General features: G+C 67.5%; 19 protein-coding genes and 2 pseudogenes. 10 read left to right on the forward strand and 11 right to left on the reverse strand.

What is annotated here, in order from left to right; translation table 11 throughout:
* Positions 1 to 395 precede the first annotated feature (395 nt).
* Together DIE12_RS07530 and DIE12_RS07535 are read left to right on the forward strand one after the other, a co-directional pair.
* Entirely contained in the window at positions 396 to 1,814 is a 1,419-nt protein-coding gene (locus DIE12_RS07530; protein WP_124488683.1) for an MFS transporter, read from the forward strand.
* A 334-nt stretch (positions 1,815 to 2,148) separates the two neighbouring features.
* Positions 2,149 to 3,519: a hypothetical protein gene (locus DIE12_RS07535; RefSeq protein WP_185641005.1), complete on the forward strand. Its 1,371-nt coding sequence runs from the start codon at positions 2,149 to 2,151 to the stop codon at positions 3,517 to 3,519.
* A gap of 120 nt (positions 3,520 to 3,639) precedes the next feature.
* On the opposite strand, the gene DIE12_RS07540 is transcribed toward DIE12_RS07535, so the two are convergent.
* From DIE12_RS07540 to DIE12_RS07550, 3 genes are all read right to left on the reverse strand, one after another.
* Positions 3,640 to 4,086: a nuclear transport factor 2 family protein gene (locus DIE12_RS07540; protein ID WP_124488682.1), complete on the reverse strand. Its 447-nt coding sequence runs from the start codon at positions 4,084 to 4,086 to the stop codon at positions 3,640 to 3,642.
* Positions 4,087 to 4,184: 98 nt separating this feature from the next.
* Positions 4,185 to 6,383, reverse strand: a complete 2,199-nt coding sequence (locus DIE12_RS07545; RefSeq protein WP_124488681.1) for a penicillin-binding protein 1A — start codon at positions 6,381 to 6,383, stop codon at positions 4,185 to 4,187.
* 97 nt (positions 6,384 to 6,480) lie between these two features.
* Positions 6,481 to 8,034 carry a PLP-dependent aminotransferase family protein gene (locus DIE12_RS07550; RefSeq protein ID WP_124488680.1) on the reverse strand — a complete coding sequence of 518 codons (1,554 nt, stop codon included), beginning with the start codon at positions 8,032 to 8,034 and terminating at the stop codon, positions 6,481 to 6,483.
* 126 nt (positions 8,035 to 8,160) lie between these two features.
* Between DIE12_RS07550 and DIE12_RS07555 the strand changes: the two genes are divergently transcribed.
* Entirely contained in the window at positions 8,161 to 8,799 is a 639-nt protein-coding gene (locus DIE12_RS07555) for an FMN-binding negative transcriptional regulator (RefSeq protein WP_124488679.1), read from the forward strand.
* A 49-nt stretch (positions 8,800 to 8,848) separates the two neighbouring features.
* Here DIE12_RS07555 and DIE12_RS07560 read toward each other — a convergent pair whose 3' ends face one another.
* On the reverse strand, positions 8,849 to 9,430 hold the full coding sequence (locus tag DIE12_RS07560; RefSeq protein ID WP_124488678.1) for a thioredoxin family protein: 582 nt from the start codon (positions 9,428 to 9,430) through the stop codon (positions 8,849 to 8,851).
* A 227-nt stretch (positions 9,431 to 9,657) separates the two neighbouring features.
* Between DIE12_RS07560 and DIE12_RS07570 the strand changes: the two genes are divergently transcribed.
* Together DIE12_RS07570 and DIE12_RS07575 are read left to right on the forward strand one after the other, a co-directional pair.
* Complete coding sequence (locus tag DIE12_RS07570) at positions 9,658 to 10,398, forward strand: response regulator (RefSeq protein ID WP_044847429.1); 741 nt, start codon at positions 9,658 to 9,660, stop codon at positions 10,396 to 10,398.
* Positions 10,395 to 11,717, forward strand: a complete 1,323-nt coding sequence (locus tag DIE12_RS07575) for an ATP-binding protein (protein ID WP_124488676.1) — start codon at positions 10,395 to 10,397, stop codon at positions 11,715 to 11,717. The genes DIE12_RS07570 and DIE12_RS07575 overlap by 4 nt, the downstream gene beginning before the upstream one ends.
* 61 nt (positions 11,718 to 11,778) lie before the next feature.
* On the opposite strand, the gene DIE12_RS07580 is transcribed toward DIE12_RS07575, so the two are convergent.
* The 4 genes from DIE12_RS07580 to DIE12_RS07595 all read right to left on the reverse strand — a co-directional run bounded on the left by DIE12_RS07580 (position 11,779) and on the right by DIE12_RS07595 (position 14,567).
* Positions 11,779 to 12,390, reverse strand: coding sequence for an alpha/beta fold hydrolase (locus DIE12_RS07580; protein ID WP_044847427.1), 612 nt, complete (start codon positions 12,388 to 12,390; stop codon positions 11,779 to 11,781).
* Positions 12,391 to 12,442: 52 nt separating this feature from the next.
* On the reverse strand, positions 12,443 to 13,177 hold the full coding sequence (locus DIE12_RS07585; RefSeq protein ID WP_124488675.1) for a metallophosphoesterase: 735 nt from the start codon (positions 13,175 to 13,177) through the stop codon (positions 12,443 to 12,445).
* A 106-nt stretch (positions 13,178 to 13,283) separates the two neighbouring features.
* Entirely contained in the window at positions 13,284 to 13,820 is a 537-nt protein-coding gene (locus tag DIE12_RS07590) for a GNAT family N-acetyltransferase (protein WP_124488674.1), read from the reverse strand.
* A 114-nt stretch (positions 13,821 to 13,934) separates the two neighbouring features.
* On the reverse strand, positions 13,935 to 14,567 hold the full coding sequence (locus DIE12_RS07595) for a LysE family translocator (protein ID WP_124488673.1): 633 nt from the start codon (positions 14,565 to 14,567) through the stop codon (positions 13,935 to 13,937).
* A gap of 317 nt (positions 14,568 to 14,884) precedes the next feature.
* On the opposite strand from DIE12_RS07595, the gene DIE12_RS07600 reads away from it, so the two are divergent.
* From DIE12_RS07600 to DIE12_RS07610, 3 genes and pseudogenes are all read left to right on the forward strand, one after another.
* Positions 14,885 to 16,078, forward strand: coding sequence for a porin (locus DIE12_RS07600; RefSeq protein WP_124488672.1), 1,194 nt, complete (start codon positions 14,885 to 14,887; stop codon positions 16,076 to 16,078).
* Between the two features lie 53 nt (positions 16,079 to 16,131).
* A pseudogene (locus tag DIE12_RS07605) lies at positions 16,132 to 16,230 on the forward strand (aldehyde-activating protein); the annotation flags it as partial.
* A 513-nt stretch (positions 16,231 to 16,743) separates the two neighbouring features.
* A complete protein-coding gene (locus DIE12_RS07610; protein ID WP_124488671.1) occupies positions 16,744 to 18,666 on the forward strand; it encodes an SMP-30/gluconolactonase/LRE family protein in 1,923 nt (640 codons plus the stop codon).
* 34 nt (positions 18,667 to 18,700) lie between these two features.
* Here DIE12_RS07610 and DIE12_RS07615 read toward each other — a convergent pair whose 3' ends face one another.
* From DIE12_RS07615 to DIE12_RS07625, 3 genes and pseudogenes are all read right to left on the reverse strand, one after another.
* A complete protein-coding gene (locus DIE12_RS07615; protein WP_124488670.1) occupies positions 18,701 to 19,666 on the reverse strand; it encodes a c-type cytochrome in 966 nt (321 codons plus the stop codon).
* Positions 19,663 to 20,349, reverse strand: a complete 687-nt coding sequence (locus DIE12_RS07620; RefSeq protein ID WP_185641004.1) for a c-type cytochrome — start codon at positions 20,347 to 20,349, stop codon at positions 19,663 to 19,665. Before DIE12_RS07620 ends, DIE12_RS07615 begins: the two co-directional genes overlap by 4 nt.
* 46 nt (positions 20,350 to 20,395) lie before the next feature.
* A pseudogene (locus DIE12_RS07625) lies at positions 20,396 to 21,136 on the reverse strand (substrate-binding domain-containing protein); the annotation flags it as partial.
* Between the two features lie 447 nt (positions 21,137 to 21,583).
* Here DIE12_RS07625 and DIE12_RS07630 point away from each other — a divergent pair.
* Both DIE12_RS07630 and DIE12_RS07635 read left to right on the forward strand, forming a co-directional pair.
* Positions 21,584 to 24,136 (forward strand): type VI secretion system Vgr family protein, encoded by a 2,553-nt coding sequence (locus DIE12_RS07630; protein WP_124488668.1) that lies wholly within the window; start codon positions 21,584 to 21,586, stop codon positions 24,134 to 24,136.
* Between the two features lie 10 nt (positions 24,137 to 24,146).
* Positions 24,147 to 24,950, forward strand: a complete 804-nt coding sequence (locus DIE12_RS07635; RefSeq protein ID WP_124488667.1) for a DUF4123 domain-containing protein — start codon at positions 24,147 to 24,149, stop codon at positions 24,948 to 24,950.
* The last annotated feature ends 24 nt before the right edge of the window (positions 24,951 to 24,974 follow it).

The following is a 24,974-nucleotide window of genomic DNA, read 5'->3' on the forward strand; positions in this document are numbered from 1 at the left end:
CGGGTGCCGAAAGGCGCCCGGAAGCCGGGAGTTGGCCCGGTAGCATGTTACCGGGGCGTGGCGGCGGCGGCGCTGCCGGTTGCGCACGTTGCCTGGCGTGTCTCGCGGTGCCGGCGCGAGCGCGCGACGGCCCGGCAGCCCCTTGCAGACGGGGCCGTGCCGGTTTCGGATGCGCGCGAGTGGCAGACGATCGCGATGCCTTCGAACCTTACGGATTCGACAGACGGTTACGCAAGTTACACATGGTCCGGCGCGAAAGTGGGGTGTCGGAACCGGTTCGCCACGCGACGCGGCGCGCGCGGCGTGCCGGTACAATGCGACGAATCGCCCGACGGCGGCCGGGCCGATCGGCCGCCGGACAACAACACACGACACGATCAGGAGACACGACCCAGATGGTCTCAACGGACAGCTTTCCCCAGGCAGCCACCTCGTCCTCTTCCATCGACGCCGGCTCGATTTCAGCCCGCCTCGACCGCCTGCCGCCGACCCGCAGCGTCTGGAAGCTCGTCGTGCTGCTGAGCCTCGGCTTCTTCTTCGAACTCTACGATCTGCTGTACAGCGGCTACGTTGCGCCGGGCCTCGTGAAAAGCGGGATCCTGTCCGCGACGACGCACGGCCTGTTCGGCACCACGGGCGTCGCGAGTTTCATCGCCGCGCTGTTCTCCGGCCTCTTCATCGGCACGATCGCATGCGGCTTCCTCGCGGACCGCTTCGGCCGCCGCGCGATCTTCACGTGGTCGCTGCTGTGGTACACGGCCGCCAACGTCGTGATGGCGTTCCAGGACACGGCAGGCGGGCTGAACTTCTGGCGTTTCGTCGTCGGCCTAGGGCTCGGCGTCGAGATGGTGACGATCGGCACGTACATCTCCGAACTCGTGCCGAAGCAGATCCGCGGCCGCGCGTTCGCGTGCGAGCAGGCGGTCGGGTTCGTCGCGGTGCCGGTGGTCGCGTTCCTCGCGTACCTGCTCGTGCCGCACGCACCGTTCGGCCTCGACGGCTGGCGCTGGGTCGTGCTGATCGGCGCGCACGGCGCGCTGTTCGTGTGGTGGATTCGCCGCGAATTGCCGGAAAGCCCGCGCTGGCTCGCGCAGCAGGGCCGCGTCGACGAAGCCGACCGCATCATGCGCGCGCTCGAGGCGAAGGTCGAAGCCGAATACGGCCGGCCGCTGCCGCCGCCCGCGCCGGCCGAGCCGGTGCCGCCGCGCGGCAGCTTCCGCGACATGTGGGTGCCGCCGTATCGCAGCCGCACGATCATGATGACGATCTTCAACGTGTTCCAGACGGTCGGCTTCTACGGCTTCGCGAACTGGGTGCCGACGCTGCTGATCAAGCAGGGCATCACGATCACGTCGAGTCTCATGTATTCGAGCGTGATCGCGCTCGCGGCGCCGCTCGGCCCGCTGATCGGCCTCGTGATCGCCGACCGCTTCGAGCGCAAGTCGGTGATCGTCGCGATGGCGGCGGCGATCGTCGTCTGCGGGCTGCTGTTCAGCCAGACGACGGTGGGCGCGTTCCTGATCGTGCTCGGCATCGGCCTCACGCTCGCGAGCAACATCATGTCGTACAGCTTCCACGCGTATCAGGCCGAGCTGTTCCCGACGTCGATCCGCGCGCGCGCGGTGGGCTTCGTCTACTCGTGGAGCCGCTTCTCGGCGATCTTCTCGTCGTTCGTGATCGCGGCCGTGCTGAAGGGTTTCGGCACGTTCGGCGTGTTCGCGTTCATCGCCGGCGCGATGGTGATCGTGATGGCCGCGATCGGGTTCATGGGGCCGCGTACCAGGGGCATCGCGCTCGAAACCATTTCGAAGTAGACGGGGGTTGCGCGCTCGCGTGTCGTATGCAGCATGCGAGTGAATTTCCGGGCGTTTCGGTTTTGTATTGCCGGACACGCCCGGCGAAGCAACCTGCCGTGCAGCGGCGCATCAAGCGGCAATGAGTTGAAACAAAGTGTGACGAAGCGCAAAACCGCGGCGAAACCGGGGAAGCGGCCCTGCCGATTCGTGTCCGCGCGGGTAGAATGAAAGACCTGACGACTCATTAGCCGCCATTGGACCGAACGCGTTGTACTGCGAACGACTCCACCGCGAAGAGGCGTCGGCGCCGGGCACATGCGTGCGGCCGGCGTGTCGATGGCTCGCGCGGGAGATGCGCCGTTCGCAACGTGCGGCGGCCGGTTCGGCCGATGGTTTCGATCGCATGATGCTCTCCGACCTGACGCGGCGGTTGTACAAGCCGCGTTGCCGTACTCTCGCGGTCGCCACCCATGTGTGGCTCGCGGCCGTTCTCCCGATCTCCGTGCTTGTCGCGCGGCCCGCCTTTGCCGCGTCCGACGTGCCGTCGGCAACTGCTACGTCATCCTCATCAACGGCTTCGGCCGCGCATTCGGCTTCGCCGGCGCATGTGTCGTCGGGCGTCGCGTCGTCATCCGCGGCTTCGGCCGCGCGTTCGGCTTCGCCGGCGCATGTGTCGTCGGGCGTCGCGTCGTCATCCACGGCTTCGGCCGCGCATCCGGCTTCGCCGGCGCATGTGTCGTCCGGAGTCGCTCCGTCATCCGCGGCATCCGCCGCGCATCATGCGTCGCCCGCCAGCGGGGCATCCCCGGCTTCCGCCGCATCGGCAGCATCCGCGGCATCGGCAGCGTCGCCTGCATCGGCAGCATCCGGCACGCCGGCAAGCGAGGCCGAAGCACCCGCACCGACGCCGCCGCGCCGGCACCCGCCGCTGTCGGCCGACGAAGCGAAGAGCGCAACCGCGCGTGCGATCGACATGCGCAAGCGCTTCACGCAGGAAGTCACGCGACGCCTGAACGTGCCCGCGAGCGAGCAGCGCGCGTATGGCGTCCGCCTTCAGCAGGCGCTCGCCGATGCGGACCTCGGCGACCTGGCCGGCGAATACGTCGCGATCGTCGACCGCGCGCCGAACGTGCAGGCGCTGTTCATCTACTTCCGCGCGACGCCGACCAATGCGTGGCTGATGATCGGCGCGTCGCCGGTCGGCACCGGCTGGCCCGGCAAATACGATCACTTCCTGACGCCGCTCGGCGTGTTCCACCACTCGCCCGACAACATGGACTTCCGCGCGGAAGGCACGACGAACGACAACGGTATTCGCGGCTACGGCAAGCGCGACATGCGCATCTACGACTTCGGCTGGGTGGACGGCGAGCGCGGCTGGGGCAAGGGCGGCAAGTCGCCGATGCGCTTCCAGATGCACGCGACCGATCCCGATCGCCTCGAACCGCTGCTCGGCATCCGGCACTCGAAAGGCTGCGTGCGGATTCCTGCTTCGCTGAATGCGTTCCTGGACCAGCACGGCATCCTCGACGACGACTACGAGGCGCGCGTCGAGGACGGCAAGTCGTTGTGGGTGCTGCGCCGCGATCGCGACGTCACGCCGATCGCCGGGCGCTACCTGGTCGTGATCGACAGCGCGCGCAAGACACGTCCGGCATGGTCGCCGGCGCCGGGACGCAACGCATGGTCGAAGCTGCCGAAGAGCGGCGACACGGCGGACTGACGACAGCCGGTCCGCCGGCGCGACGAAGGCCGCGCGGCGTGGGCGCCGCAGTTCGACGCACTGGCCGCGACGCTCGCGGCGGCCTGAGCGCGTTGCCGGCCGTGTTCGCCGGCCGGCGCGTCAAGCGGCCGGCGCATCGTTCAGGTGGCGACGCAGGTCGCCCGCGAAATCGAACAGCGTGTAGTCGCGGAACGCGAAACGCCATGCGCCGTCGACGCGCTCGAACGCGTCGTGATAGCGGCCCGCCGCGATCGGCTGCAGCGCAAGGCCGTCGACGGCCTGCAGCACCGTGTAGTACGAGCGAGCCGTCGCGCGATGCGCGGCTTCGTCGATCTCGATGAGCGGATTCGTGATTACATGCTTCGTGCGCGGCGTGCCGCACGCGTAGCGCTTCACGCGCGCGTCGAACAGCGCGAGCAATTCATCGGCGCTGATCGTCGGCGCCGCTTCCTCGACCTTGATCTGCGCATGCCGGAACAGCGCGGCCATCCCCGGCAGGTCGCCGGCGTCGAGCAGCTCCGCGTACCGGTACAGCAGGTTCGCGATTTGGACAGCGCTGTGGGTCATGCGGCCTCCGGCATCGATGGACGGGCTGCGTCGATGATGCGCGGTGCGGGCCGGGATCGCTTCGTCCAGGTGGACGAAGCGTCTTAGTCGTGCCGCACTCAGCGGAAAATCTTCAGCCAGTCGAACAGGCCCGGATGCGGACGCCGCCTCGGTGCCGGCGCCGGCGCGCTGCGCGGCCGGAAGTCGGGCGAGAACTGCACATGCGGGTCGATCGCACGCGCACGCAGCGCCGCATCGTAGAACGAGCCGACGATCGGCAGCGCGCTGTGCGCGCCCGCGCCCCAATAGTCGCTGCGCAGCGTCACGTTGCCGTCGTCGAAGCCGACCCACGCGCCGGCCACCAGTTGCGGATGCATCAGGATGAACCAGCCGTCCGTGTTGTCCTGCGTCGTGCCGGTCTTGCCCGCGACGTCGATGCGAATCCCGTAGCGCGAGCGGATGTCGGCACCGGTCCCGTAATCGACGACGCCGCGCATCACGTCGACCAGCGTCTGTGCCGCGGCCACCGGCATCGCGCGTTCGGGCGGCGCGCTGCCGAACGCGGCGAGCACCTTGCCGTCGCGATCCTCGATGCGCGTGATCATCTGCGGCGCGACGTACACGCCGCGGTTCGCGATCGTCCCGTACGCGGACACCATTTCCTTCAGCGTGACGGGGCTCGTACCGAGCGCGAGCGACGGCACCGCGTCGAGCGGGCTTTCGCGCACGCCCATCGCACGTGCGAGCTGTGCGACCCTGGCCGCGCCTTCGCGCTGCATCACCTGCGCGGTGATGCGATTGCGCGACAGGGCGAGCGCGTCGCGCAGCGTCATCGGCGCGTCCGTCGGCGGTTCGGCATCGGTCGGGCGCCACACCGCGTGCGCGCCGATCGGAATCGCCACCGGGCGATCGACGAACGTATCGTCCGGCCGCATGCCGTCCGCGAACGCGGCGCCATAGACGAACGGCTTGAACGTCGAGCCCGGCTGGCGCCGCGCCTGCACGACGTGATCGAACGGCTCGTTGCCGAAATCGGGGCTGCCGACCCACGCGCGAATCGCGCCGTTGCGCGGATCGAGCGCGACGAAGCCGGCCTGTACCTGCGTCTTGCGCTCGCACAACGCGCGCACGAACGCGCGATTCGCGCCGAGCTGCTTCAGCGCCGCCGCGTCGGCGAGCCCGGCGGCGCGCGCGTCGCGATAGTCGGGCGTCTGCCGGATGAAGCCGCGGAACAGGTCATTGCGCAGCCCGCAGCCGGACGGGTTGTGCCACGCGTCATCGGCGATCGCCTGCAGGCGATCGGTTTGCTGCGTCAGCGCTTGCGTCGCCATGTCCTGCAGCTGCGCATCGAGCGTCGTGCGCACGACGAGGCCGTCCGAGTAGAGGTCGTAGTTGTTGCGGTCGGCCCAGGCGATCAGCCACTTGCGCAGCTGCACCGCGAAGTGCGGGGCGGGGCCGGGTTGCGCGGTTTGCGGCTCGAAGTCGACGCGCAGCGGCCGGCGCTGCAACTGCGCGAGCTGCCGCGGCGACAGCATGCCCATGGCCGCCATCCGCGCGAGCACGATGTTGCGGCGCTGGACCGCGCGCTCCGGATTCAGCACCGGGTTGTAGTAGCTGTTGCCCTTCAGCATCCCGACGAGCGTCGCGCTTTCGACGATGTCGAGCTGGTCCGCCGATTTGCCGAAATAGGTGCGCGCGGCCATTTCGACGCCGTACGCGTTGTACAGGAACGGCACGGTGTTCAGGTAAGTCTCGAGAATCTCGTCCTTGCTGTACACCGCCTCGATCTTGAACGCGGTGATCAGCTCCTTCACCTTGCGCGTGAGCGTCGGCGCGCGGCCGACTTCGTCCGGATACAGGTTGCGGGCGAGCTGCTGCGTGATCGTCGAGCCGCCCTGGCGGCTGCCCGAGAATGTATGTAGCCCCGCCGCGAGCGTGCGGCGCCAGTCGATGCCGTGATGTGCGTAGAAGCGGTGGTCCTCGGTCGCGATCAGCGCATCGACCATGTGCGGCGAGATCTGCTTGAGCGGCACCCATTCGCGGTTCACGGGCCGGAACTCGGCGATCAGCTGGCCGTCGGCCGACAGCACGCGCGCCGGACGGTCGATGCGCGCCTTGCGGATGTCGCCGATGCTCGGCGTGAACGGCACGAACGCGAGCAGGACCAGCAGGCCGAGCACGGGGATCGCGGCGAGCGTCAGCGCGACGCCGCGGCGCGTCGGATGGCGCAGGCGATGCCACGCGCCGGCGCCGAGCGCGCGGGCGCCGGTACGGCAGCGAAGCCACAGATCTCGAAGATACGGCACGAAGCGATTCACGGCGGCAGGAGCGCGAGCGGAAAAGGCGCGATCCTAGCAAACCGCGCAGCGTCACCTGTGGCCAAAACGCCGGTTTTCCTGCAGGCGTTACAGACGATTACGTTTGTTGCCCGCGGACAACCTTTGGTCGCGTGCGCCGCCGCAATTCATCCGACGAATCGACGCCGGCGGCTTCGCCGACCACGTCCGCGAGCCGCTGCGCGGCCGCTTCCATCCGTGCGCGATCGAACCCGCCGAAGCCGAGCACGAGGCCCGGACGCGCGGTGCCCGGCGCGAACATCGGCGACACCGCGCGCACGGCCACGCCCGCCTGCGCGGCGCGCGCCACCACGTCGAGATCGTCGATCCCCTCCGCGAGCCACAGCACGACGTGCATCCCCTGATCGCCCGGCTGCACCCAGGCGCGCTCGCGCGGCAGCCGCGCGCCGAGCGTGTCGATCAGCAGCGCGCGCTGTTCCGCGTAGACGCCGCGCACGCGGCGGATGTGGCGGTCGAGATGGCCTTCCGCGATGAAGGCGGCGAGCACGTGCTGATCGGCGGTCGGCGCGTGGCGATCCATCAGCACGCGCGCGCCGCAGAACGCGGGCACGAGCTCGGCGGGCGCGATCACGTAGCCGAGCCGCAGCGACGGGAACAGGATCTTGCTGAACGTGCCGAGATAGATCACGTGTTCCGGATCCAGGCCTTGCAGCGACGGGAACGGATAGCCTTCGTAGCGCAGCTCGCTGTCGTAGTCGTCCTCGACCACCCATGCGCGATGTGCGCGCGCCCAGCCGAGCAGCGCGTTGCGGCGCGCCATGCTCATCGGCATCCCGAGCGGATACTGGTGCGACGGCGTGACGAACGCCGCGCGCGCGTCCGGCGCGAGACGGATGCCGGCCTCGACGTCGATGCCGTCCGCGTCGACCGGCACGCGGACCATCGCGTCGCGCCGCCCGGTGCTCTCGAGCAGCGCGGTGATGCCGCGATAGGCGGGATTCTCGACCCACGCGCGATCGTTCGGGCCGAGCAGGATCTGGCTCGCGAGGTGTAGGCCCTGTTGCGTGCCGCTCGTGATGACGACCTGCTCGGCGCTGCAGCGCACCGAGCGCGAGCGGCGCACGTAATCGGCGATCGCTTCGCGCAGCGGCAGCGCGCCTTGCGGATCCGCATAACCTGACGGCGCGCCGGCGCCGCGGGCGCGCAGGCGGTTGCCGAGCCGGCGCCAGATCTCGTCGGGCGCGGTGAGCCCGACCGGCACCGAGATCGCGAACGGCGCGGCCGGCAGCGGACGGAATTCGCGGGCGATCCGCGCAAACGTCGCGGCCGGTTCGGGCAGGCCGGCATGGGCGGCGCGCTGGCGGGCGGCGGGCGGTGCGCCAGCCGGCGGCGACGGCTCGGCCAGCGCGTTCGCGACCCGCGTGCCGGCGCCGCCGCGCGACTCCAGAAAGCCTTCGGCGACGAGTTGCGCATACGCGTCGACGACGGTGCCGCGCGCGACCTGGAGCGATGCCGCCAGCAGCCGCGTGGACGGCAGCGTGTCGCCGGGCAGCACGTCGCCGCGGCGCACCGCGTCCCGCAGCGCCTGCGCGAGCTGGCGGCTCAGGTCGCCTGCCGCGCGCTCGAGCGCGCCGAGCGACGGGATTTCGACGATCCGGGCGGTCCTGGCCATGATTCTGGTCTGCTGAAAATGTTCTAAACCGGCTCTACAGCATAAACCAGTTAGCGATCACAATCGGGGCATGACGGGCCGGTTCCGACCCGTTCCCTCCCAACCCTGTCCGACCGTGGAGCCGCCATGTATGTCCCCGCCGATTTCGCCGAATCCCGTCCCGACGTGCTGCGCGAACTGATCGTCCAGCATCCGTTCGGCACCCTGGTCACGCGCGGGAACAGCGGGCTCGACGCGAACCACCTTCCGTTCGAACTGCTGCCGGGCGACGGCGGCCTCGGCGAATTGCATGCGCACGTCGCGCGCGCGAATCCGGTCTGGCAGGACGTCGCGGACGGCGACGAGGTGCTCGTGATCTTCCGCGCCGGCGACGCGTACATCTCGCCGAACTGGTACCCGAGCAAGCACGTCGCGCATCGGCAGGTGCCGACGTGGAACTACGTGGTCGTGCATGCGCACGGCCGCATCACCGTGCGCGACGACGAGAAGTTCGTGCGCGGCGTGGTCGCGCGGCTGACGCGCACGCACGAGGCGTCGCAGCCGGCGCCGTGGAAGATGGCCGACGCGCCGAAGGACTATCTCGACACGATGCTGCAGTCGATCGTCGGGCTGCAGATCGAGATCACGCGGCTCGTCGGCAAGCGCAAGCTCGGGCAGAACAAGGCGGTCGGCGATATTCGCGGCGCGGGCGACGCGCTGATCGCGGACGGGAATCTCGCGATCGGGGAGGCGATGCTGGCGGAAGCCGACGCGAAGCGCAGGTGAGTCACGGTGAATCGCACGGGGGCGCATGTGGCGCCCCCGCCGGCGCACGCTACTGCGTACGCGTCGCGCCCTTCGCCACTTCCCCCGCCTGCGCCAGCGCCCCCCGAATCGCCGCTTCCGTCTTGTCATACCCGCCCTCGCCATACCGCGTATAGACGACCTTGCCGTTCGCGTCGATCAGGTACAGCGCGGGCCAGTACTGGTTGCCGTACGCGCGCCACGTGTCGTAACGGTTGTCCTGCGCGACCGGATACTGGATGCCGAAGCGCTTGACCGCATCGGCGACGTTCTTCGCATCGCGTTCGAACGGATACTCGGGCGTATGAACGCCGACCACGACGAGCCCCTGGTCGCGATACTTCCGGTACCAGTCGTTCACGTACGGAATCGTATGAATGCAGTTGATGCACGAGTACGTCCAGAAATCGACCAGCACGACCTTGCCGCGCAGCTGGTCGAGCTTGAGCGGCGCGCTGTTGTGCCAGCGCTCGATGCCGGTGAAGTCGGGCGCCGGCGTGCCGGCCAGCGAGGCGGGCATGCCCGCGTCGTCGCGGGTGCCGGCGAACGCGGCGAGCCCGGCCGTGGCGGCGAGGGCGATCACGAGGGCGGCGGTCTTGAGTCTGGTCGGCATGGCGGTTCTCCGGTTCGGCCGGCCGCCGCGCGGGGGCGGCGGCCGGACAGGTTTCGACAGCCCTCATTGGGCCGCGCCGACGTATCTGCGATGTGTCCGGCAAGCCGCGCGTGTGCAATGTTGTGTGTCGTCACGGCGGCGCGATACATTGGGATACAAACGGGTGCCCGCGGTGGGGTATAAAAGCGGACATCGCCAGCCGGAACATCACGCCAACGACACCGCCCATGGACAAGATCGACCACGTACTGATCGTCGACGACGATCGCGCGATCCGCGAACTGATCGCGGACTACCTGGAGAAGAACGGCATGCGCGTGTCGCTCGCCGCGAACGGCCGCGAGATGCGCAACGCGCTCGACGACGGCGCGCCCGACCTGATCGTGCTCGACCTGATGATGCCCGGCGAGGACGGCCTCACGCTGTGCCGCGATCTGCGCGCGGGCAAGTTCCGGACGGTGCCGGTGCTGATGCTGACCGCGCGTGGCGAGGAAACCGACCGCATCATCGGTCTGGAGATGGGCGCCGACGACTATCTCGCAAAGCCGTTCGCGGTGCGCGAGCTGCTCGCGCGGATCCGCTCGGTGCTGCGCCGCGCGCGCATGCTACCGCCCGGCATGCAGGTGACGGAGTCGGCCGCGATGCTCGCGTTCGGCGAATGGCGGCTCGACACGACGGGGCGTCACCTGCTCGACGCCGAAGGCACGCTGGTCGCGTTGAGCGGCGCCGAATACCGGCTGTTGCGCGTGTTCCTCGACAATCCGCAGCGCGTGCTGACGCGCGACCAGTTGCTCAACCTCACGCAGGGCCGGCAGTCCGATCCGTTCGACCGGTCGATCGACCTGCTCGTGAGCCGGCTGCGCCAGCGCCTGCGCGACGGCGCGCGCGAGCCGCGCTACATCAAGACGCTGCGCAACGAGGGCTACGTGTTCTCGTCGGCGGTGACCGCGGTCGAAGGCGACGCATGAGCGCGCGCACCCCGTGGCACTGGCCGCGCTCGCTGTTCGCGCGGCTCGCGCTGATCCTGTGCGTGGGCCTCGCGCTCGCGCAGACGCTGTCGTTCTGGCTCACCGTCACCGAGCGCGACCAGGCGACCACCAACCTGATGATGGACTACATCGAACGCGAGGTCGCGAGTTCGGTCGCGCTGCTCGATCACCTGCCGCCCGACCAGCGTGCCGCGTGGCTGCCGCGTCTCGCACGGCGCAGCTACGCGTTCATCCTCGGGCCCGGCGAGACGGGCACGCCGCCGGAGGCGCGGCTCTCGGCGCGCGTCGAGCGCTCGATCTCGGACGGCATCGGCGGCGACTATCCGCTGACGGCGAACGCGATCCCCGGCGATCGCGAGCATCTGCAGGTGCATCTGCGCCTGACCGACGGCTCGCCACTGACGATCGACATCCACCCGATGTCCACGGTGCCGCTGTCGGGCTGGCTGCCCGTCGTGCTCGCGCTGCAGCTCGCGGTGCTGGCCGGGTGCTGCTGGCTCGCGGTGCGGCTCGCGACGCGGCCGCTGAAGCAGCTCGCGCAGGCGGCCGACGCGCTCGGCCCCGATCTGAAGGGCGAACGCCTGAACGAGGACGGGCCATCCGAAGTCGCGCGTGCCGCGAGGGCGTTCAACGCGATGCAGGACCGCATCGCGCAGTACATGGCCGAGCGCATGCAGATCCTCGCGTCGATCTCGCACGACCTGCAGACGCCGATCACGCGGATGCGGCTGCGCGTCGACGTGATGGACGACGACGCGCAGGGCGCGAAGCTGCGCCAGGACCTGCTCGAGATGGAGCATCTGGTGAAGGAAGGCGTCGCGTATGCGCGCACGCTGCACGGCACGGAAGAGGCCGCGCGCCGCATCGATCTCGATGCGCTGCTCGACAGCATCGTGTGCGACTACATGGATGCGGGGCAGGACGTCGCGCTGCATGGCGGCGGCCCGCTCGCGCTCGTCACGCGGCCGAAGGCGCTGCGCCGGATCGTCGGCAACCTCGTCGACAACGCGCTGAAGTTCGCGGGCGCGGCCGAGATCGACGTACAGGCGGCGCCGGGCGGCGGCGCGGTCATCGCGGTGCTCGATCGCGGGCCGGGCATTCCGGACGATCAGCTCGATGCGGTGTTCGAACCGTTCCGGCGCGTGGAGACGTCGCGCAATCGCGAGACGGGCGGCACGGGGCTCGGCCTCGCGATCGCGCGGCAGCTTGCGCTCGCGATGGGCGGCACGCTCACGTTGCGCAACCGGCCGGACGGCGGCGGACTCGAAGCGCGGTTGACGCTGGTGAACGCGACCTGACGGGGCGCCCCGAGATGCGGCGTCGAGCGCGTCGCGGGCTTCTGGGTCGAAGCGGGCTGCGTCACACGCGCTGCAGATGCGCGTCGACGAGCGGCGCGAGCGTTTCGGCATGCACGGCCGCGAGATCGTGCCGGCCGCCCGGCACCACGTGCAGCCGTGCATCGGGCAGCCGTTCGAGCAGGCGTTTGCCGGCCGCGACCGGGCTGATCGGATCGTCGTCGCCCCACAGCAGCAGCGTCGGCTGCGCGATGCGGCCGATGCCCTGCGACAGGTCGGCGCGCAACGTCAGGAACCAGTCGGGCAATTGCGGGTTCGCTTGCGCGAAGCCGGCGCGCCAGTCCTGCGCGCCGAGCCCCTGCATGTCGAGGCCGCCCGACGTGACCGTCAGCACCAGGTGCGTGACGAGCGGTGCACGTTCGAGTGCCGCGCGCATCGCGATCACGCCGCCCATCGATTGCGCGATCACGGCGGTCGGCCGGTCGATCGCGCTCAGCACATGGCGCACGAGACCGTCGAAGTCGTCGACGGCCGGATCGCGCGGCGTGTCGCCGAAGCCCGGATAGCCGACGATCCGACGCTCGGCCGGATGCGCGAGGCGGCTCGCGAGCGGTTGCCAGAAGGCGGTGCTGCCCGACGCGCCGGGCAGGAACAGCAGTTGTGACGGAACGGGCATGACGGATCGGCTTTCTGGTGAACGAAGCGGGTGAATGGAAGGCGGCGATGCGTCAGCACCGGCCGGTGCGCAGCGCGACGGTCCAGTCGTCGCGGCCGCGCGATGCCGCGGTGGCGGCGGCCGTATGCCAGTCGTATTCGACCGCATGGAATTCGGCGTGCCAGCCGGCCGGCGTGCGCGACACCATCGCGTAGCGCGCATGCGGCGAACCCGTTTCGATCCGGTGCGGGTGCGGTAGATCGTCCGCGTACGCTTGCAGCCCGACACTGCCCGGGTTGACGATCAGCCGGCCGTCGTCGAGTTTCGCGAGGCGCGGCACATGCGTATGGCCGCACAGAATCAGCGAGGCCGTCTCGTCGCCCGCGCGCTGCGCGATTTCATCGGGCGTCGCCGCACGGCAGCCGTCGGGCGTGACCGTTTCGAGGAAGTAGACGAGGTCGCTGGCGGGCGTGCCGTGCACCATCAGTACATCGTCGCCGAGCGTCAGGCGCTCGGGCAGCGCGGCGATCCATGCGCGATGGTCGTCGCGCAGCGTGTCGTGCGCCCAGCGGTCGGACAGCCGCATCGTGTCGCGATCGCCGGTCAGCAGTTGCCGTTCGTGATTGCCCTTGATGGTCGGCAGGTCGAGCGCGATCAGGCGGTCGGCCGTTGCGGCAGGATGGAGCGCGCCCGACACGATGTCGCCGAGGTTGACGATCACGTCGGCGCCGCGGCGGCGCACGTCGTCGAGCACCGCGTCGAGCGCGGCGAGGTTGCCGTGGATGTCGGACAGCGCGGCGATTTTCATGGCGAAGGAGTCGAGGCGGGGAACGGCGATTGTCGCGAATTCGCCGCGGGTCGTCCATTCGCGTCGACGGCGTGCGGATCGGCGCGTCGCGCGTCGCGTCGGCCCGTCAGTCGGTCGCGAGGCGCGCGTACAGCGCGAAATCGCCCGGCATGCCGCGCACCATCCGGTATGCGCGCAGCAATCCTTCGTACCGGTAGCCGCATTTCTGCAGCACGCGCGCGGAGCCGGCATTGCTGGTCAGCACGACGCCCTGGATCCGCATGAAGCCGCCTTCGGCGAACGCCCATGCGGTGACGCTCGCGCACAGCGCGCTCGCGATGCCGCGCCCCCAGTGCGACGGCGCGAGGTCGTACGCGATCTCGGCCGAGCGGTTCGCGGTGGATACCGTATGCAGCCCGATGGTCCCGGCGAGCGCGCCCGACGCGTCGTCGACGATCGCGAGGCGGCGGATCGAATCCGGATGAGCCGATTCGATGCCGTCGAACAGCGGCAGCAGATCGTCGCGCGCATGCAGGTTCCAGCTCGTGTGGCGGACGACGTCGGGATTCGACAGGTATGCGTACCACGTGTCGAGATCCGCGCGGTCGAGCTGGCGCAGCGACAGGCCGGGGAAACCGGAGCGGGGCGGGACGTCGATTCTCATCGCGAGCCCGTTGAGAACGTTGCGGGTAATGCGACCCGCGCGAACGGCGCGCCTGAAGCGCTCGAAGCGCCCGAAGCGCCCGAAGCGCCCGAAGCACCGCGCATGCCGATGCTCCTACGCAGCATGCCGCCGATACAGCGCGAGCGATCCCGCCAGCGCGAGCAGCATCGCGCCGCACGTGCGTTCGAGCCACAGCGCGCCCGAGCGCTTCAGCAGCCGCATAGCGCGCGCGCCGAGCAGCGCGTAGCCGAACATCACGGCGCCGTCGAGCAGCGCGAACGTGACCGCGAGCGCAACGTATTGCGGTGCCAGCGGGGCGGCCGGATCGAGGAACTGCGGCAGGAACGCGGAGAAGAACAGATAGCCCTTCGGATTCGTCACCGCGGTCAGGAAGCTCTTCGCGAAGATCGACGCGTTGCGTTCGTACGCCGCGCCGCCATGCGCGACGGCGACGTCGAGCGAGCCCTTCGACGTGAGCAGCCGGATGCCGACGTACGCGAGATAGGCGGCGCCGAGCCATTTCACCACCGAGAACCAGAACGCCGAGGCCATCAGCAGCGCGCCGAGGCCGAGCGCGACCGCGACGATCAGCACGAAGTCGGACAGCATCGCGCCGGCGAAGCCGTAGGCCGCGCGGCGCGCGCCGTAGCGCGAGCCGTTGGTCAGTGCGAGCAGCACGGTCGGGCCGGGCGTCGCGATCCCGACGAACGCGACGGCGGCGAAGATCAGCAGGGTCGATTGATGCATGCCGAAGACTCCCGGTGGAAGGCGGGTGCCCGATTATCGGGCGCGCGGCCTCGCGCTGTACAGGGACGTCCGCCGCGCGGCTGATTATCTCGATTTTGGCAAGAAGCTGTTTTCATTATTGCGCTATCGACCGGAACCGGTTCCAACTACCATGGCGGCCGCGGCGGGCATGCTGGCCGCGACGTCGCGCGCGCGTTTCGCATGCGCGCGTTCCCGTGTGCGGACGCTGCCGGCCTCGCCATGCCGGCGCATCTCGCCGACCGCACGCGCTACTCGCATAGAACAACGGGCTCACCGCCCGGAGACGCTAAAAAATCATGAACAAGCAACTGATCGCAGCACCGCTGCTGCTCTCGCTCGCGGGCATCGCCTCCGCGCAAAGCTCCGTCACGCTGTACGGCATCGTCGATGCGGGCGTGACCTATCGCAGCAACGAACGGGTCGGCTCGCCGGGCGCCTATACGGGGCGCTCGGACGTCGCCCTGACTACCGGCAACCTGTCCGGCAGCCGCTGGGGCATCAAGGGCGCCGAGGATCTCGGCGGCGGGATGCGCGCGCTGTTCGTGCTCGAGAACGGCTTCGACATCACCAACGGCACGTCGGGCCAGGGCGGCCGCCAGTTCGGCCGGCAGGCGTTCGTCGGCGTCGGCAGCGACCGCTACGGCACGGTCACGCTCGGCCGCCAGTACACGTCGCTCGACGACTTCGTGAGCCCGGTCGGCCCGTCGTCGTTCATCGGCGGCTTCGGCGCGCATCCGGGCGACATCGACGACCTCGACCAGACCGCGCGCGTCGACAGCTCGATCAAGTACACGAGCGCGAACTACGCGGGCTTCACGTTCGGCGCGCTGTACGGCTTCGGCAGCCAGCCGGGCAGCATGAAGCAGCGCAACACGTGGAGCGTCGGCGCGGCGTACGCGGCAGGGCCGCTGCGCGTGGGCGTCGGCTACGAGCGTTCGGACAACAGCAAGACGGGCGCGACCGACCCGACCGCCGGCAAATGGCGGAGCACCGACGACGGCCTGTTCAACTCGTCGATCAACGAAGGCTATGCGAGCGCGCAGTCGCAGCAGATCATCGCGACCGGCGCGACGTACGACTTCGGCCCGGCCGTGGTCGGCGTGAACTACAGCAACGTGCAGTACCGCAGCGGTGCCCAGTCGCTGTTCAGCGGCCATGCGACGTTCAACGTCGCGGGCGTGTTCACGCGCTGGAACGTGCAGCCGCAGACGCAACTGTTCGCGGGCTACAGCTACACGCGCGGCAGCGAAGTCGACGGCATCGACAACCGTGCGCAGTATCACAACGTCACGCTCGGTGCGGTCTACGACCTGTCGAAGCGCACCAGCGTGTACCTGCTCGGTGCGTACCAGCATGCGTCGGGCACGACGCTCGACGCGCTCGGCCGGCCGGTGGCGGCGACCGCGTCGGTGTCGGACAAGGCGAACGGCCACTCGTCCGACTCGCGATCGCAGGCGATCGTCAGCCTCGGGCTGCGTCAGAAGTTCTGATGGCATGCGCATGACCGGGGGCTCGCGTTCGATGCGGGCCGCCGGTTACGTGGATGCATCTGTTCCACCGGCAGCGCGTGATTGACGTCGTCGATGCGCTGCCCAAGTACCTCGACGGCCGGGACGGCCCGACGCTCGACAGCGCGAGCTAACCTTAACCGGCCGCCCCCCGCTGGCGTGCGGCCGTGCTCATTCACCGCTGCCCACTTCCCTTCGCCGCACGCGCGGTACATCCCGGTCCTCGTCCGCATCTTCATCGGCAACGGCATTCCGCCGCACACTGCCTTATTTCATATATTCACGATTTACCCGGCAAGGCTGCGTGCGCCGGATAATATTTTTTCTCTTTCATTTCTATTTCGATTTGTAATAATCGAATCGGTTTCCTGGAAATGAAAATCAATGCTCGCATGTCAGAAAAAATGACGTGCGAGCATTAGGAAATCCGGAACAAAGTGCCGGTAATGACGGATCGCAACGGCGTTGGTTGACGGGTTTCACGGTGGTGACCCCGGCATGCCCCATCGCTGGTCAATTCGCGTCGTGCGGTAAGGGAACGTAATGAATCGTTTGCACGGTAATTGAACCGGTTCTTGAAAAAATCACCGATATTTCATACGCGGCGGATTAGAGTGTCGAACAACGATCGTCCGGGAGCATCATTCATGTTATCGAAACAAATTCGCGCGGCATTGCTTGGATTGTGCATGGCAATGCTGGCGCCGGTCAGTCACGCACAAGCGCAATACACGACGGACTGGCTCGCGAACACGTTCGGCACGCTCGCCGCGCACGTCGGCAACGGCGCGCGCTCGCTGTGGGTCGCCCCCGAGGGCGTGATTTATACGGCTTCGCGCTGGGACGAGAACGCGGGCGGCGTCGCGATCTACCAGAACGGGCAGACGCTCGGCACGATCGGCATCCATGACGAATTCCAGGGCGGCGCGATCACCGGCAATGCGAACGCGCTGTTCGTCGCGCTCGGCTACAACCGCACGTTCGGCAGCGGCTCGGTCGGCCGTTACAACCGCAGCACGAACCAGCGCGACCTGCGCATTCCGGTCAGCACGTGGACGGGCATCCAGTACGCGGACGTGATCACGGGCCTCGCGACGGCCGGCAACCTGCTGTACGTGAGCGACTTCTATGGCAATCGCGTGCGCGTCTACACGACGGACGGCGTGTGGCAGCGCGACATCGGCGTATCGGGGCCCGGCGCGCTGGCGCTCGACGCGGCCGGCAACCTGTGGGTCGCGCGCAAGAGCGCGGGCGTCGTCGCGCAGTTCAGCCCGACGGGCACGGCGATGAGCACGATCCAGATGGCGGCCCGTGCGCGGCCGGCATCGCTGTATTTCGATGCGCCGCGCGGGCAGTTGCTGGTGGGCGACGAAGGCCCCGACATGAACATCAAGATCTACGCGCTCGTGGGCCAGCCCGTGCAGCTCGGCACGTTCGGCGTGCAGGGCGGCTATCTCGACACGACGTCGGGCATCAAGGGGCAGGTCGGCGACAAGCGCTTCACGCGCGTCGCAGGCATCGGCAAGGACGCGGCCGGCAACCTGTACGTGCTGAACAACGCGTGGGGCGGCGGCTGGGATCTCGGGCGCAACGGCAGCACCGACCTGCATTCGTACAACCCGACGGGCGCGCTGCAATGGAAGCTGCAGGCGCTGAACTTCGAGGGTGCCGCCGCGCCCGATCCGGCGACCGACGGCGCGTTCTTCTACAGCGGCAACAACGTGTACACCGGCACCGCGGGCGGCACGTTCGTCGCGAACACGATCGATCCGTTCAGCTATCCGAAGGACCCGCGCCTCGACATGAACGACTACCAGCGCGGCCAGCATTTCGGCCAGCTGGCGCTGGTAAAGGGCACCCGGATGCTCGTCGCGACCGGGCAGAACCCGGGCAACTACAACCTCTATCACTTCAACGGCGCGAGCGGCTACATCGCGATTCCGGACGGCTCGATTCCCGGCAAGCCGTTCAACACGACGCTGCAGGTAACGGCAGGTTTCTCGCTCGACGACAACGGCGACGTGTGGGCCGGGCTCGATCGCACCAACAACATCTCCCACTATCCGATGACGGGTTTCGACGCGGCCGGGAAGCCGACATGGGGCAAGCCGGTGCAGATTCCGATTCCGCGCACCGTGCTGCCGCTCACGCGGATCATCTACCAGGCCGACAGCGACACGATGATCCTCGCGCAGGGCATCTCGGGCAGCTGGGACTGGACCGCGATGAACGGGCACATCGAGGTCTATCGCGGCTGGATGGCCGGCAACACGAGCACGCCGAACGTGGCGATCAACCTGACGAGCGCGAATCCGAAATCGATGGCGGCGGCCGGCCACTACCTGTTCGTCGGCTACGTGCACACGGTGCCGAACGTCGACGTGTTCGACCTGAACACCGGCAGCCTCGTCACCACGCTGACGAACTCGAACACGTCGGCGATGGACGTCGGCAACGACGTCGACTCGATGTACGGCATCCGTGCGTACCTGCGCTCGACCGGCGAATACGTGATCACGAAGGACAACTACAACGGGTCGAGCCTCGTCGTGTATCGCTGGCGTCCGTGATGGTGCAAGCGGCGCCGCCCGGGCCGGCCAGGTCTCATGGCGCGCCGGGCACGCGGCCGTTCACCTCGCGTCCGTACATCGAGTCGGGCGTGTCGTGGAATTTCGCGCGGGTGTCCTGCACCGAGCCGGTGAAGCGCGGGTCCTGCGGGCGTTCGTGGCTGTCCATGAAGGTCGCGACGTCCCACGCTTCCTGATCGGTCAGCGTGCCGCCGAGCCCGAGCGGCATGTTGGCCTTCACGAAGCCGGCCGCGTTGCGGATGTCGCCCATCCCCGCGCCCCAGTTGAACGAGCGTGCGCCCCAGAGCGCCGGAAAGACCGGCTTGCCGCCGCTCGATTGTCCCTGGCCGTCCGCGCCGTGACACAGCGCGCAGTGCTGCGTGTAGACGGCGGCGCCGCGCGCGTAGTCGGCTTTTTGTGCGGGCGGCGGCAGTTTCGGGAAACCCTGGCCGGGCAGTTTCGTGCCGACTGGCGCGCCCTTCGCGAGCCAGTACGAATAGGTTTCGAGCGCAACGAGAATCGGATCGCCGGCCGGCGGCGCCTTGCCGTTCATGCTGTATCTGAAGCAACCCTGCAGGCGTTCGGCGAACGTGTTCACGTGGCCGTTCTTGATGCGGTAGGCCGGGTACAGCAGGTAGGCGGCCCACATTGGGCTCGAATCGGGCCGGCGGCCCGCGTCGAGGTGGCAGCTCGCGCAGGTCAGCTTGTTGCCGACGTACTTGCCCGCGAGCTCGGGTGTGTGCAGGAAGATCTGCTCGCCGAGCTTCACGGTCTTGCCGAAGTCGTCGGCGGGTATCGCGGATTCGGGCGGCGGCGTGAACGGCTTCGCCGTCGTCGTCGTCGCGGGAACGGTGGCTGTGGCGGAGGCGGAAGCGGCGGAGGCGGAAGCGGAAGCGGCGGCCGGGGCGTCCTGCGGCGCGGCCGCGCACGCGAGCGCGGGCAGCCAGGCCGTACCGAGCAGCGCGGCACGCGCGCCGCGGACCACCACCGAGCGGTCGATCATCGTTGTTCTCCGTTCGCGGCGCCGCCGCGCGCATAGTAGGCGGCCACCGCGTCGATATCGGCGTCGGACAGCTTGCCGGCAATCATCGGCATCAGCGCCATCGGGCCGGGCGCGCGCGTGCCGCGCTTCCAGCCGTTCAACTGGCCCGCGATGTACGCGGCCGGCTGGCCGGCGAGCGGCGGAAACGCGGTGCCTACGCCGAGGCCGCCCGCGCCGTGGCATTGCGCACAGGCGGGCAGGCCCTGCGACCAGCGTCCGCGCGTCGCGAGCCACGCGCCGGTGTTCGCCGGGTCGATCGACGCGGCGTCGGAAGCGGCAATGGCGGGCGGCACGGGCAGGCTCGCGAAGTACGCGGAGACCGCGTCGCGATCGCGCGGCGACAGCAGTTTCGCGAGCGGCTGCATGACCGGATTCTGGCGGCTGCCGTCGGCGAACGCGGCGAGTTGAGCCGAAAGATAGGCGGCATGTGTGCCGGCGAGCCGCGGAAAGCCGGCGGCCGCGTTGCCTTCGCCCTGGGCACCGTGGCAGCCGATGCATGCAGCCACGCCCGTCGTCGTGCCCCGGGTGGCGATGGTCTTGCCGAGCGCGACGTCGTCCGCGCGCGCGTTGCCGGCCAGGAGCGCTGCCGCGGCGAGCAGCAGCGGCGCGAACCGGCGTCGCGGTGTGTCGCCCGAATCGTTCACGGGTCCCCTCCTCATTGTCTGTCTTGTGGCGTGCGCAATTGCGCGATCAACCCGCGTCGGGCCGGTCCTGCCGTGGCGCAAGCTGCGGTGTCGGTGCCGTCGCGTCATATTGCCCGAAGCCGTAGCGCGCGAAAATCCGGAACGCCTCGGGCGACTGGATGTACGCGAGCCACGCGCGTGCGGCGTCCGGATGCGGCGCGTGCTTCACCATCGCGCCTGCATAGATCGCCGTCGTATTGTGCGCGGCCGGAATGTCGATGTGCATCAGCGGATGCCCGACCTGTTCCTGGAACGCCGCTTCCGATTGCCACAGCACGCCGGCGTCGGCGCGTCCCTGCATCAGGAACAGCGCGGTTTCCCGATGATGAATGTGCGTGAGTTCGGTCGTGCCGGCGCGCGCCTTGTCGTCGTAGACGGTGCGCGCGAGCGTATCGCCGCCGCCGGCTTTCACGAGCGATGCGCGGATCTGCCGCGCGACGCCTTCGAACGCCGGGTTCGGCATCGCGAGCTTCACGTCGGGCCGCGCGAGATCGCTCAGCGACGCGATGTGCTTCGGATTGCCCGCGCGCACCATGATCGTCAACTGGTTGGTCACGTAGGGTACGGCCGGACCGTCGGGCGTGCCGTCCGCGATCAGTTCGTCGATCTTGCCGAGCCCGGCGAAATACGCTTCGGGCTCGACCGTCCACGTCATGTTGCCGACGGTGATCGTACCGCCCGCGTGAATCTGCTTCACGAGCAGGCCGGGCGGGGTCGTTTCCGAGTAGATGCGGCCGCGGTATTCCGGAATCAACTTTTGGAATGGAGTTCAATCACGTCGCCGGGGCAGGGCGGCGACACATGACGAAATTTGCGTGACCAGTAATTTCTGACAGTTGCTTATTTTTCGCCGTTATATTTTTCGAAAAATTGAATAACTCAACGCGATTGTGCGGAGGTCCATTTGGTGCGCATTTTTTAGAATGTGAGCGCCCTCACGCCATGAAGGACGATACGCGCGGGAACTGTTCGCTTTTATCACAGATGGTACTGGGCGATTGCTGTACGTTGGGGTGATGTAAAAAATACCAATGCTCCCGAGGAGAGAGATTGCGGTGCATTGACTCGGAAAATATTGCAGGCTTGCTGTTTTTACGTTTGTTATCAAATCGGGAAGGTCGTTGTGTCAAAATCTCGTCTGACCTTTTGTCCTTTCGATTTATGTGCATGTTAATTTCCCGAGGAGATATTCGATATGGGTAGGTTGCCCAACGCGTTGATGCTCGACGCGGGTATCGAGCAGACGAACCGGACGCTCATCCTGGACACTCCTCTCGGGGCAAGAGTGCTTTTGCCGCAGCGCGTTATCGGTGAATCTCGCGTGGGCCGGGATTTCGAGCTCACAGTCGACGTCGTTTCCCGGGAGCAAGCGCTCCAGTTGAAGAACCTGATGGCGCAACCTGTCACGTTATGGGTGCGTCAAGCCGACGAGTCTTACCTGCCCTGGCACGGCTACGTTTATGCCACGCGACGCCTCGGCGCGGACGGGGGACTCGTTTACTACCAGCTTTCCTTTTCATCGTGGATGCGCTTTCTGCAGTACCGCAAGGATGCGCGCATCTTCCAGGACCTGACGACTGCCGACATCCTGACTGAAGTGTTCAGCGGCCACATGCAGGCAAAGGGCCACTTCCGTGTTGACACGAAAGACCCGGGCGCAGTGCGGTCTTATTGCACCCAGTACGAAACCGACCACAATTTCGTCCATCGGCTGATGGAGTCAGAGGGGTGGTTCACGTACGTGGAGTATGCCGAGGACGGTAAGTCCCATACGGTTGTCGTGACCGACGACCTCTTCAATTGCAAGGCGCTCGCTACCCAGCGAGTACCGTTCTACCGCGGCGACCAAGACGGTCAGGCCGGCACACTCGTCGAATGGAGCGGCGAGCGTACGACGCAAAGCGTCGGATATGCGTTCAGCACGGCGGATTACAAACGTCCAACGCGCGCTTTGCAGCGGGCGGACCGGTCTACGGTCGACCAAGGCGATATCCCGCAGCAGTTGGAAGTCTACGAATATGCGGGCCACTATAGCTTTCCGGTTACCGGCGAGTCCTACGACCGTGGCGAGCGCGCTATGCGAATTCGACTTGAAGAGATGGCCTCGCGCAGCAAACGGTTTTTCGGGGTGGGCAGTGTGCCGTGCATGGACGCCGGTCGATGGTTCACGCTCGAAGACCATCCCGAGCACGAAGCAGACAAGCCTGAGGACCGCGAGTTCGCGATTCTCGGCGTGCGTTGGGCTATCCAGAACAATCTGCCGCTGGGCAACAGCCGTCCCTTCCCGGGTAGCCTGCAGCGGCGCCTGTCGCGTCTGCGTGCCGAATACAAGGACCGGCAGGCCGCATTCGTGTCCAAAGACCCGTTAGGTAATGAAAGCTTCGTGCTGGCCGAAATCGAGGTCCAGCGCCGCTCGGTGCCATTCCGCAGCCCGTTCGAGCACAGAAAGCCGGTCATGCACATGCAGACGGCCACTATCGTGGGACCGGCGGGTGAGGAGGTGTACACGGACGAGTTGAACCGGGTGAAGGCGCAGATGCACTGGGACCGTCTGGGTAGCAATAACGAGACGTCATCGTGCTGGATGCGGGTGATACTGCCGCACGCCGGCAAAGGGTTCGGCGGTGTGTTTGTTCCGCGAATCGGGCAGGAAGTGGCCGTCAATTACCTCGACGGGGATTGCGACCGCCCGGTCGTCAGCGGAGTGCTCTTTCACGCTGTCAACACGCCACATTGGCATTCGAACGGCCTGCTGTCCGGTTTCAAGTCGCAGGAGTACAGCGGGCAGGGTTTCAATCAACTCGTCTTCGACGATTCCACGTCGCAGAACCGGGCGCAGCTTTTCAGCTCGACGGCGAATTCGTATCTGCACATCGGCTATCTCATCGACCACAGCGGCAATACGCGCGGCAACTACCTTGGAGCGGGATTCGAACTGAAGACCGAGGCGTCAGGCGCACTGCGGGCCGGACGCGGGCTCTACGTGTCGACCTACGCCCGCGGCGGTACGTCGAGTCAGCCGCTGGATGTGAAGGAAGCCACGCAACACCTTATCGATTCGAGCGGCGTGATTCAGCATCGCTCACTCGCGGCAGCTGACGGCAAGGCCGAGACCCTGGACGACGCACAGGACGCCATCAAGGACTTCGCTGCGACGACGCAGAGCGATGCGCAGGGCTCTATGGCGGGCGGCAGGACAGCGGGTGGCGGCACCGGAAGCGCCAATGCATTTTCGCAACCCGTCATGCTGCTCGCGAGCCCGGCTGACATGGGACTGTCGACGCAGAAATCACTCCACGCAGCAGCCACCCAGCACGTCAATCTGGTCAGCGGCGAGAGCACCTATGTGTCGGCGGCCAAGTCATGGATTGCCAGCATTGGCGAGAAACTGAGCTTCTTTGTGCAGAACGCCGGTATCAAGCTGTTTGCCGGCAAAGGCAAGGTCGAAGTGCAGGCGCAGTCGGACAACATCGAACTTACGGCAGACAAAACCGTGAAGGTCGTGTCCACGTCCGATTCGGTGAATGTTACGGCCCAGAAGGAAATCACCCTCACCGCCGGCGGCGCAACGATTCGCATCGCCGACGGCAAAATCTTCATCCATGCGCCGGGATTGGTCGAGGTCAAGGGCAGTCCACTCGTCTTCGATGGCCCGGGGGGCGATAACGCATCGGCGCAGCTTGCGCCTTCAAAGTCGTGCGCCCAGCAGTTCGCAGCCGCAGCGCAGGCCGGCTCGGCACTCGTGTAGGGCGGTCAGCATGGTTCACTACGTTATCGTTGAAGTCGTCAACGGGAAGCTCGAGCTGCTTGGCGTGCCGCCGGTCTATGAAGTCGGTGAGTTGGTTCCCGCGGCTCGTCCCGAGCTCGAGGGCGTGGCTCCCGTGCTGTACTGCGCCGAGCATCCCGAACTGCAATTGCCAGCGTTGAGAGAGCGCGCCGAATCGGACCTGGAGAATGGCTTGCCGCCGGTCGTTTGCGCCATTGTCGAATGCGGCAAGGCGACGGGCCGGCTACAGCACCATCTGGCGGACCGGTTGATACTGCGGGCGCCAACTTCGGGCGATGCGGTCTTCCGCTACTACGACCCGCGCGTGTTTCCGCACTTGGGTCGCATCTTGAAGGCTGAGCAGATGGGTGCTCTTCTGGGGCCGGTTGCATCGTGGACGTACCTCGACCCCATGAGCGGTTGGACGGTGGTCAACGGCGCCGCCGAACTGGACGCAGCCTTCGCTGTTACGGCGGACCAGCACGCACGAATCGCGCGCATCGAGCTGGTTCAGCGCACGCTTGACTTGCTCCGGCGCAATGGTACGGCGCCGCGTCCCGAAATTCCGGCACTGCTCGATGCGCAGCTTGCAAAAGGCGAAGCTCATGGACTCGCTGGCGGGGACCTGCTTGCTTTTGCACTTCACGGCACACTCGTCTCCCCGTACTTCGACCGTCACCCGCGTGTTCGGGCCGTTCTGCAGGCGCCGCGGAAAGGCCCGTATGCTGAAGCGGTGGCGAACTGGAGCGCAGCAGACTGGGAAGCGATTGCGCGCGAGAGCATCCAATATCAATAAGCCCGAGTGGGGGCACGAGAGAGA

Origin of the sequence: Burkholderia sp. Bp9015 (assembly GCF_003853505.1) — a bacterium.
Lineage (GTDB): Bacteria > Pseudomonadota > Gammaproteobacteria > Burkholderiales > Burkholderiaceae > Burkholderia.

Bases quoted from the DNA above. Each gene is read 5' to 3' on its own strand.
- DIE12_RS07530 (WP_124488683.1), top strand. From the start codon at position 396: ATGGTCTCAACGGACAGCTTTCCCCAGGCAGCCACCTCGTCCTCTTCC.
- DIE12_RS07535 (WP_185641005.1), top strand. From the start codon at position 2,149: ATGCGCCGTTCGCAACGTGCGGCGGCCGGTTCGGCCGATGGTTTCGAT.
- DIE12_RS07540 (WP_124488682.1), bottom strand. From the start codon at position 4,086: ATGACCCACAGCGCTGTCCAAATCGCGAACCTGCTGTACCGGTACGCG.
- DIE12_RS07550 (WP_124488680.1), bottom strand. From the start codon at position 8,034: ATGGCCAGGACCGCCCGGATCGTCGAAATCCCGTCGCTCGGCGCGCTC.
- DIE12_RS07555 (WP_124488679.1), top strand. From the start codon at position 8,161: ATGTATGTCCCCGCCGATTTCGCCGAATCCCGTCCCGACGTGCTGCGC.
- DIE12_RS07560 (WP_124488678.1), bottom strand. From the start codon at position 9,430: ATGCCGACCAGACTCAAGACCGCCGCCCTCGTGATCGCCCTCGCCGCC.
- DIE12_RS07570 (WP_044847429.1), top strand. From the start codon at position 9,658: ATGGACAAGATCGACCACGTACTGATCGTCGACGACGATCGCGCGATC.
- DIE12_RS07575 (WP_124488676.1), top strand. From the start codon at position 10,395: ATGAGCGCGCGCACCCCGTGGCACTGGCCGCGCTCGCTGTTCGCGCGG.
- DIE12_RS07580 (WP_044847427.1), bottom strand. From the start codon at position 12,390: ATGCCCGTTCCGTCACAACTGCTGTTCCTGCCCGGCGCGTCGGGCAGC.
- DIE12_RS07585 (WP_124488675.1), bottom strand. From the start codon at position 13,177: ATGAAAATCGCCGCGCTGTCCGACATCCACGGCAACCTCGCCGCGCTC.
- DIE12_RS07590 (WP_124488674.1), bottom strand. From the start codon at position 13,820: ATGAGAATCGACGTCCCGCCCCGCTCCGGTTTCCCCGGCCTGTCGCTG.
- DIE12_RS07595 (WP_124488673.1), bottom strand. From the start codon at position 14,567: ATGCATCAATCGACCCTGCTGATCTTCGCCGCCGTCGCGTTCGTCGGG.
- DIE12_RS07600 (WP_124488672.1), top strand. From the start codon at position 14,885: ATGAACAAGCAACTGATCGCAGCACCGCTGCTGCTCTCGCTCGCGGGC.
- DIE12_RS07610 (WP_124488671.1), top strand. From the start codon at position 16,744: ATGTTATCGAAACAAATTCGCGCGGCATTGCTTGGATTGTGCATGGCA.
- DIE12_RS07615 (WP_124488670.1), bottom strand. From the start codon at position 19,666: ATGATCGACCGCTCGGTGGTGGTCCGCGGCGCGCGTGCCGCGCTGCTC.
- DIE12_RS07630 (WP_124488668.1), top strand. From the start codon at position 21,584: ATGGGTAGGTTGCCCAACGCGTTGATGCTCGACGCGGGTATCGAGCAG.
- DIE12_RS07635 (WP_124488667.1), top strand. From the start codon at position 24,147: ATGGTTCACTACGTTATCGTTGAAGTCGTCAACGGGAAGCTCGAGCTG.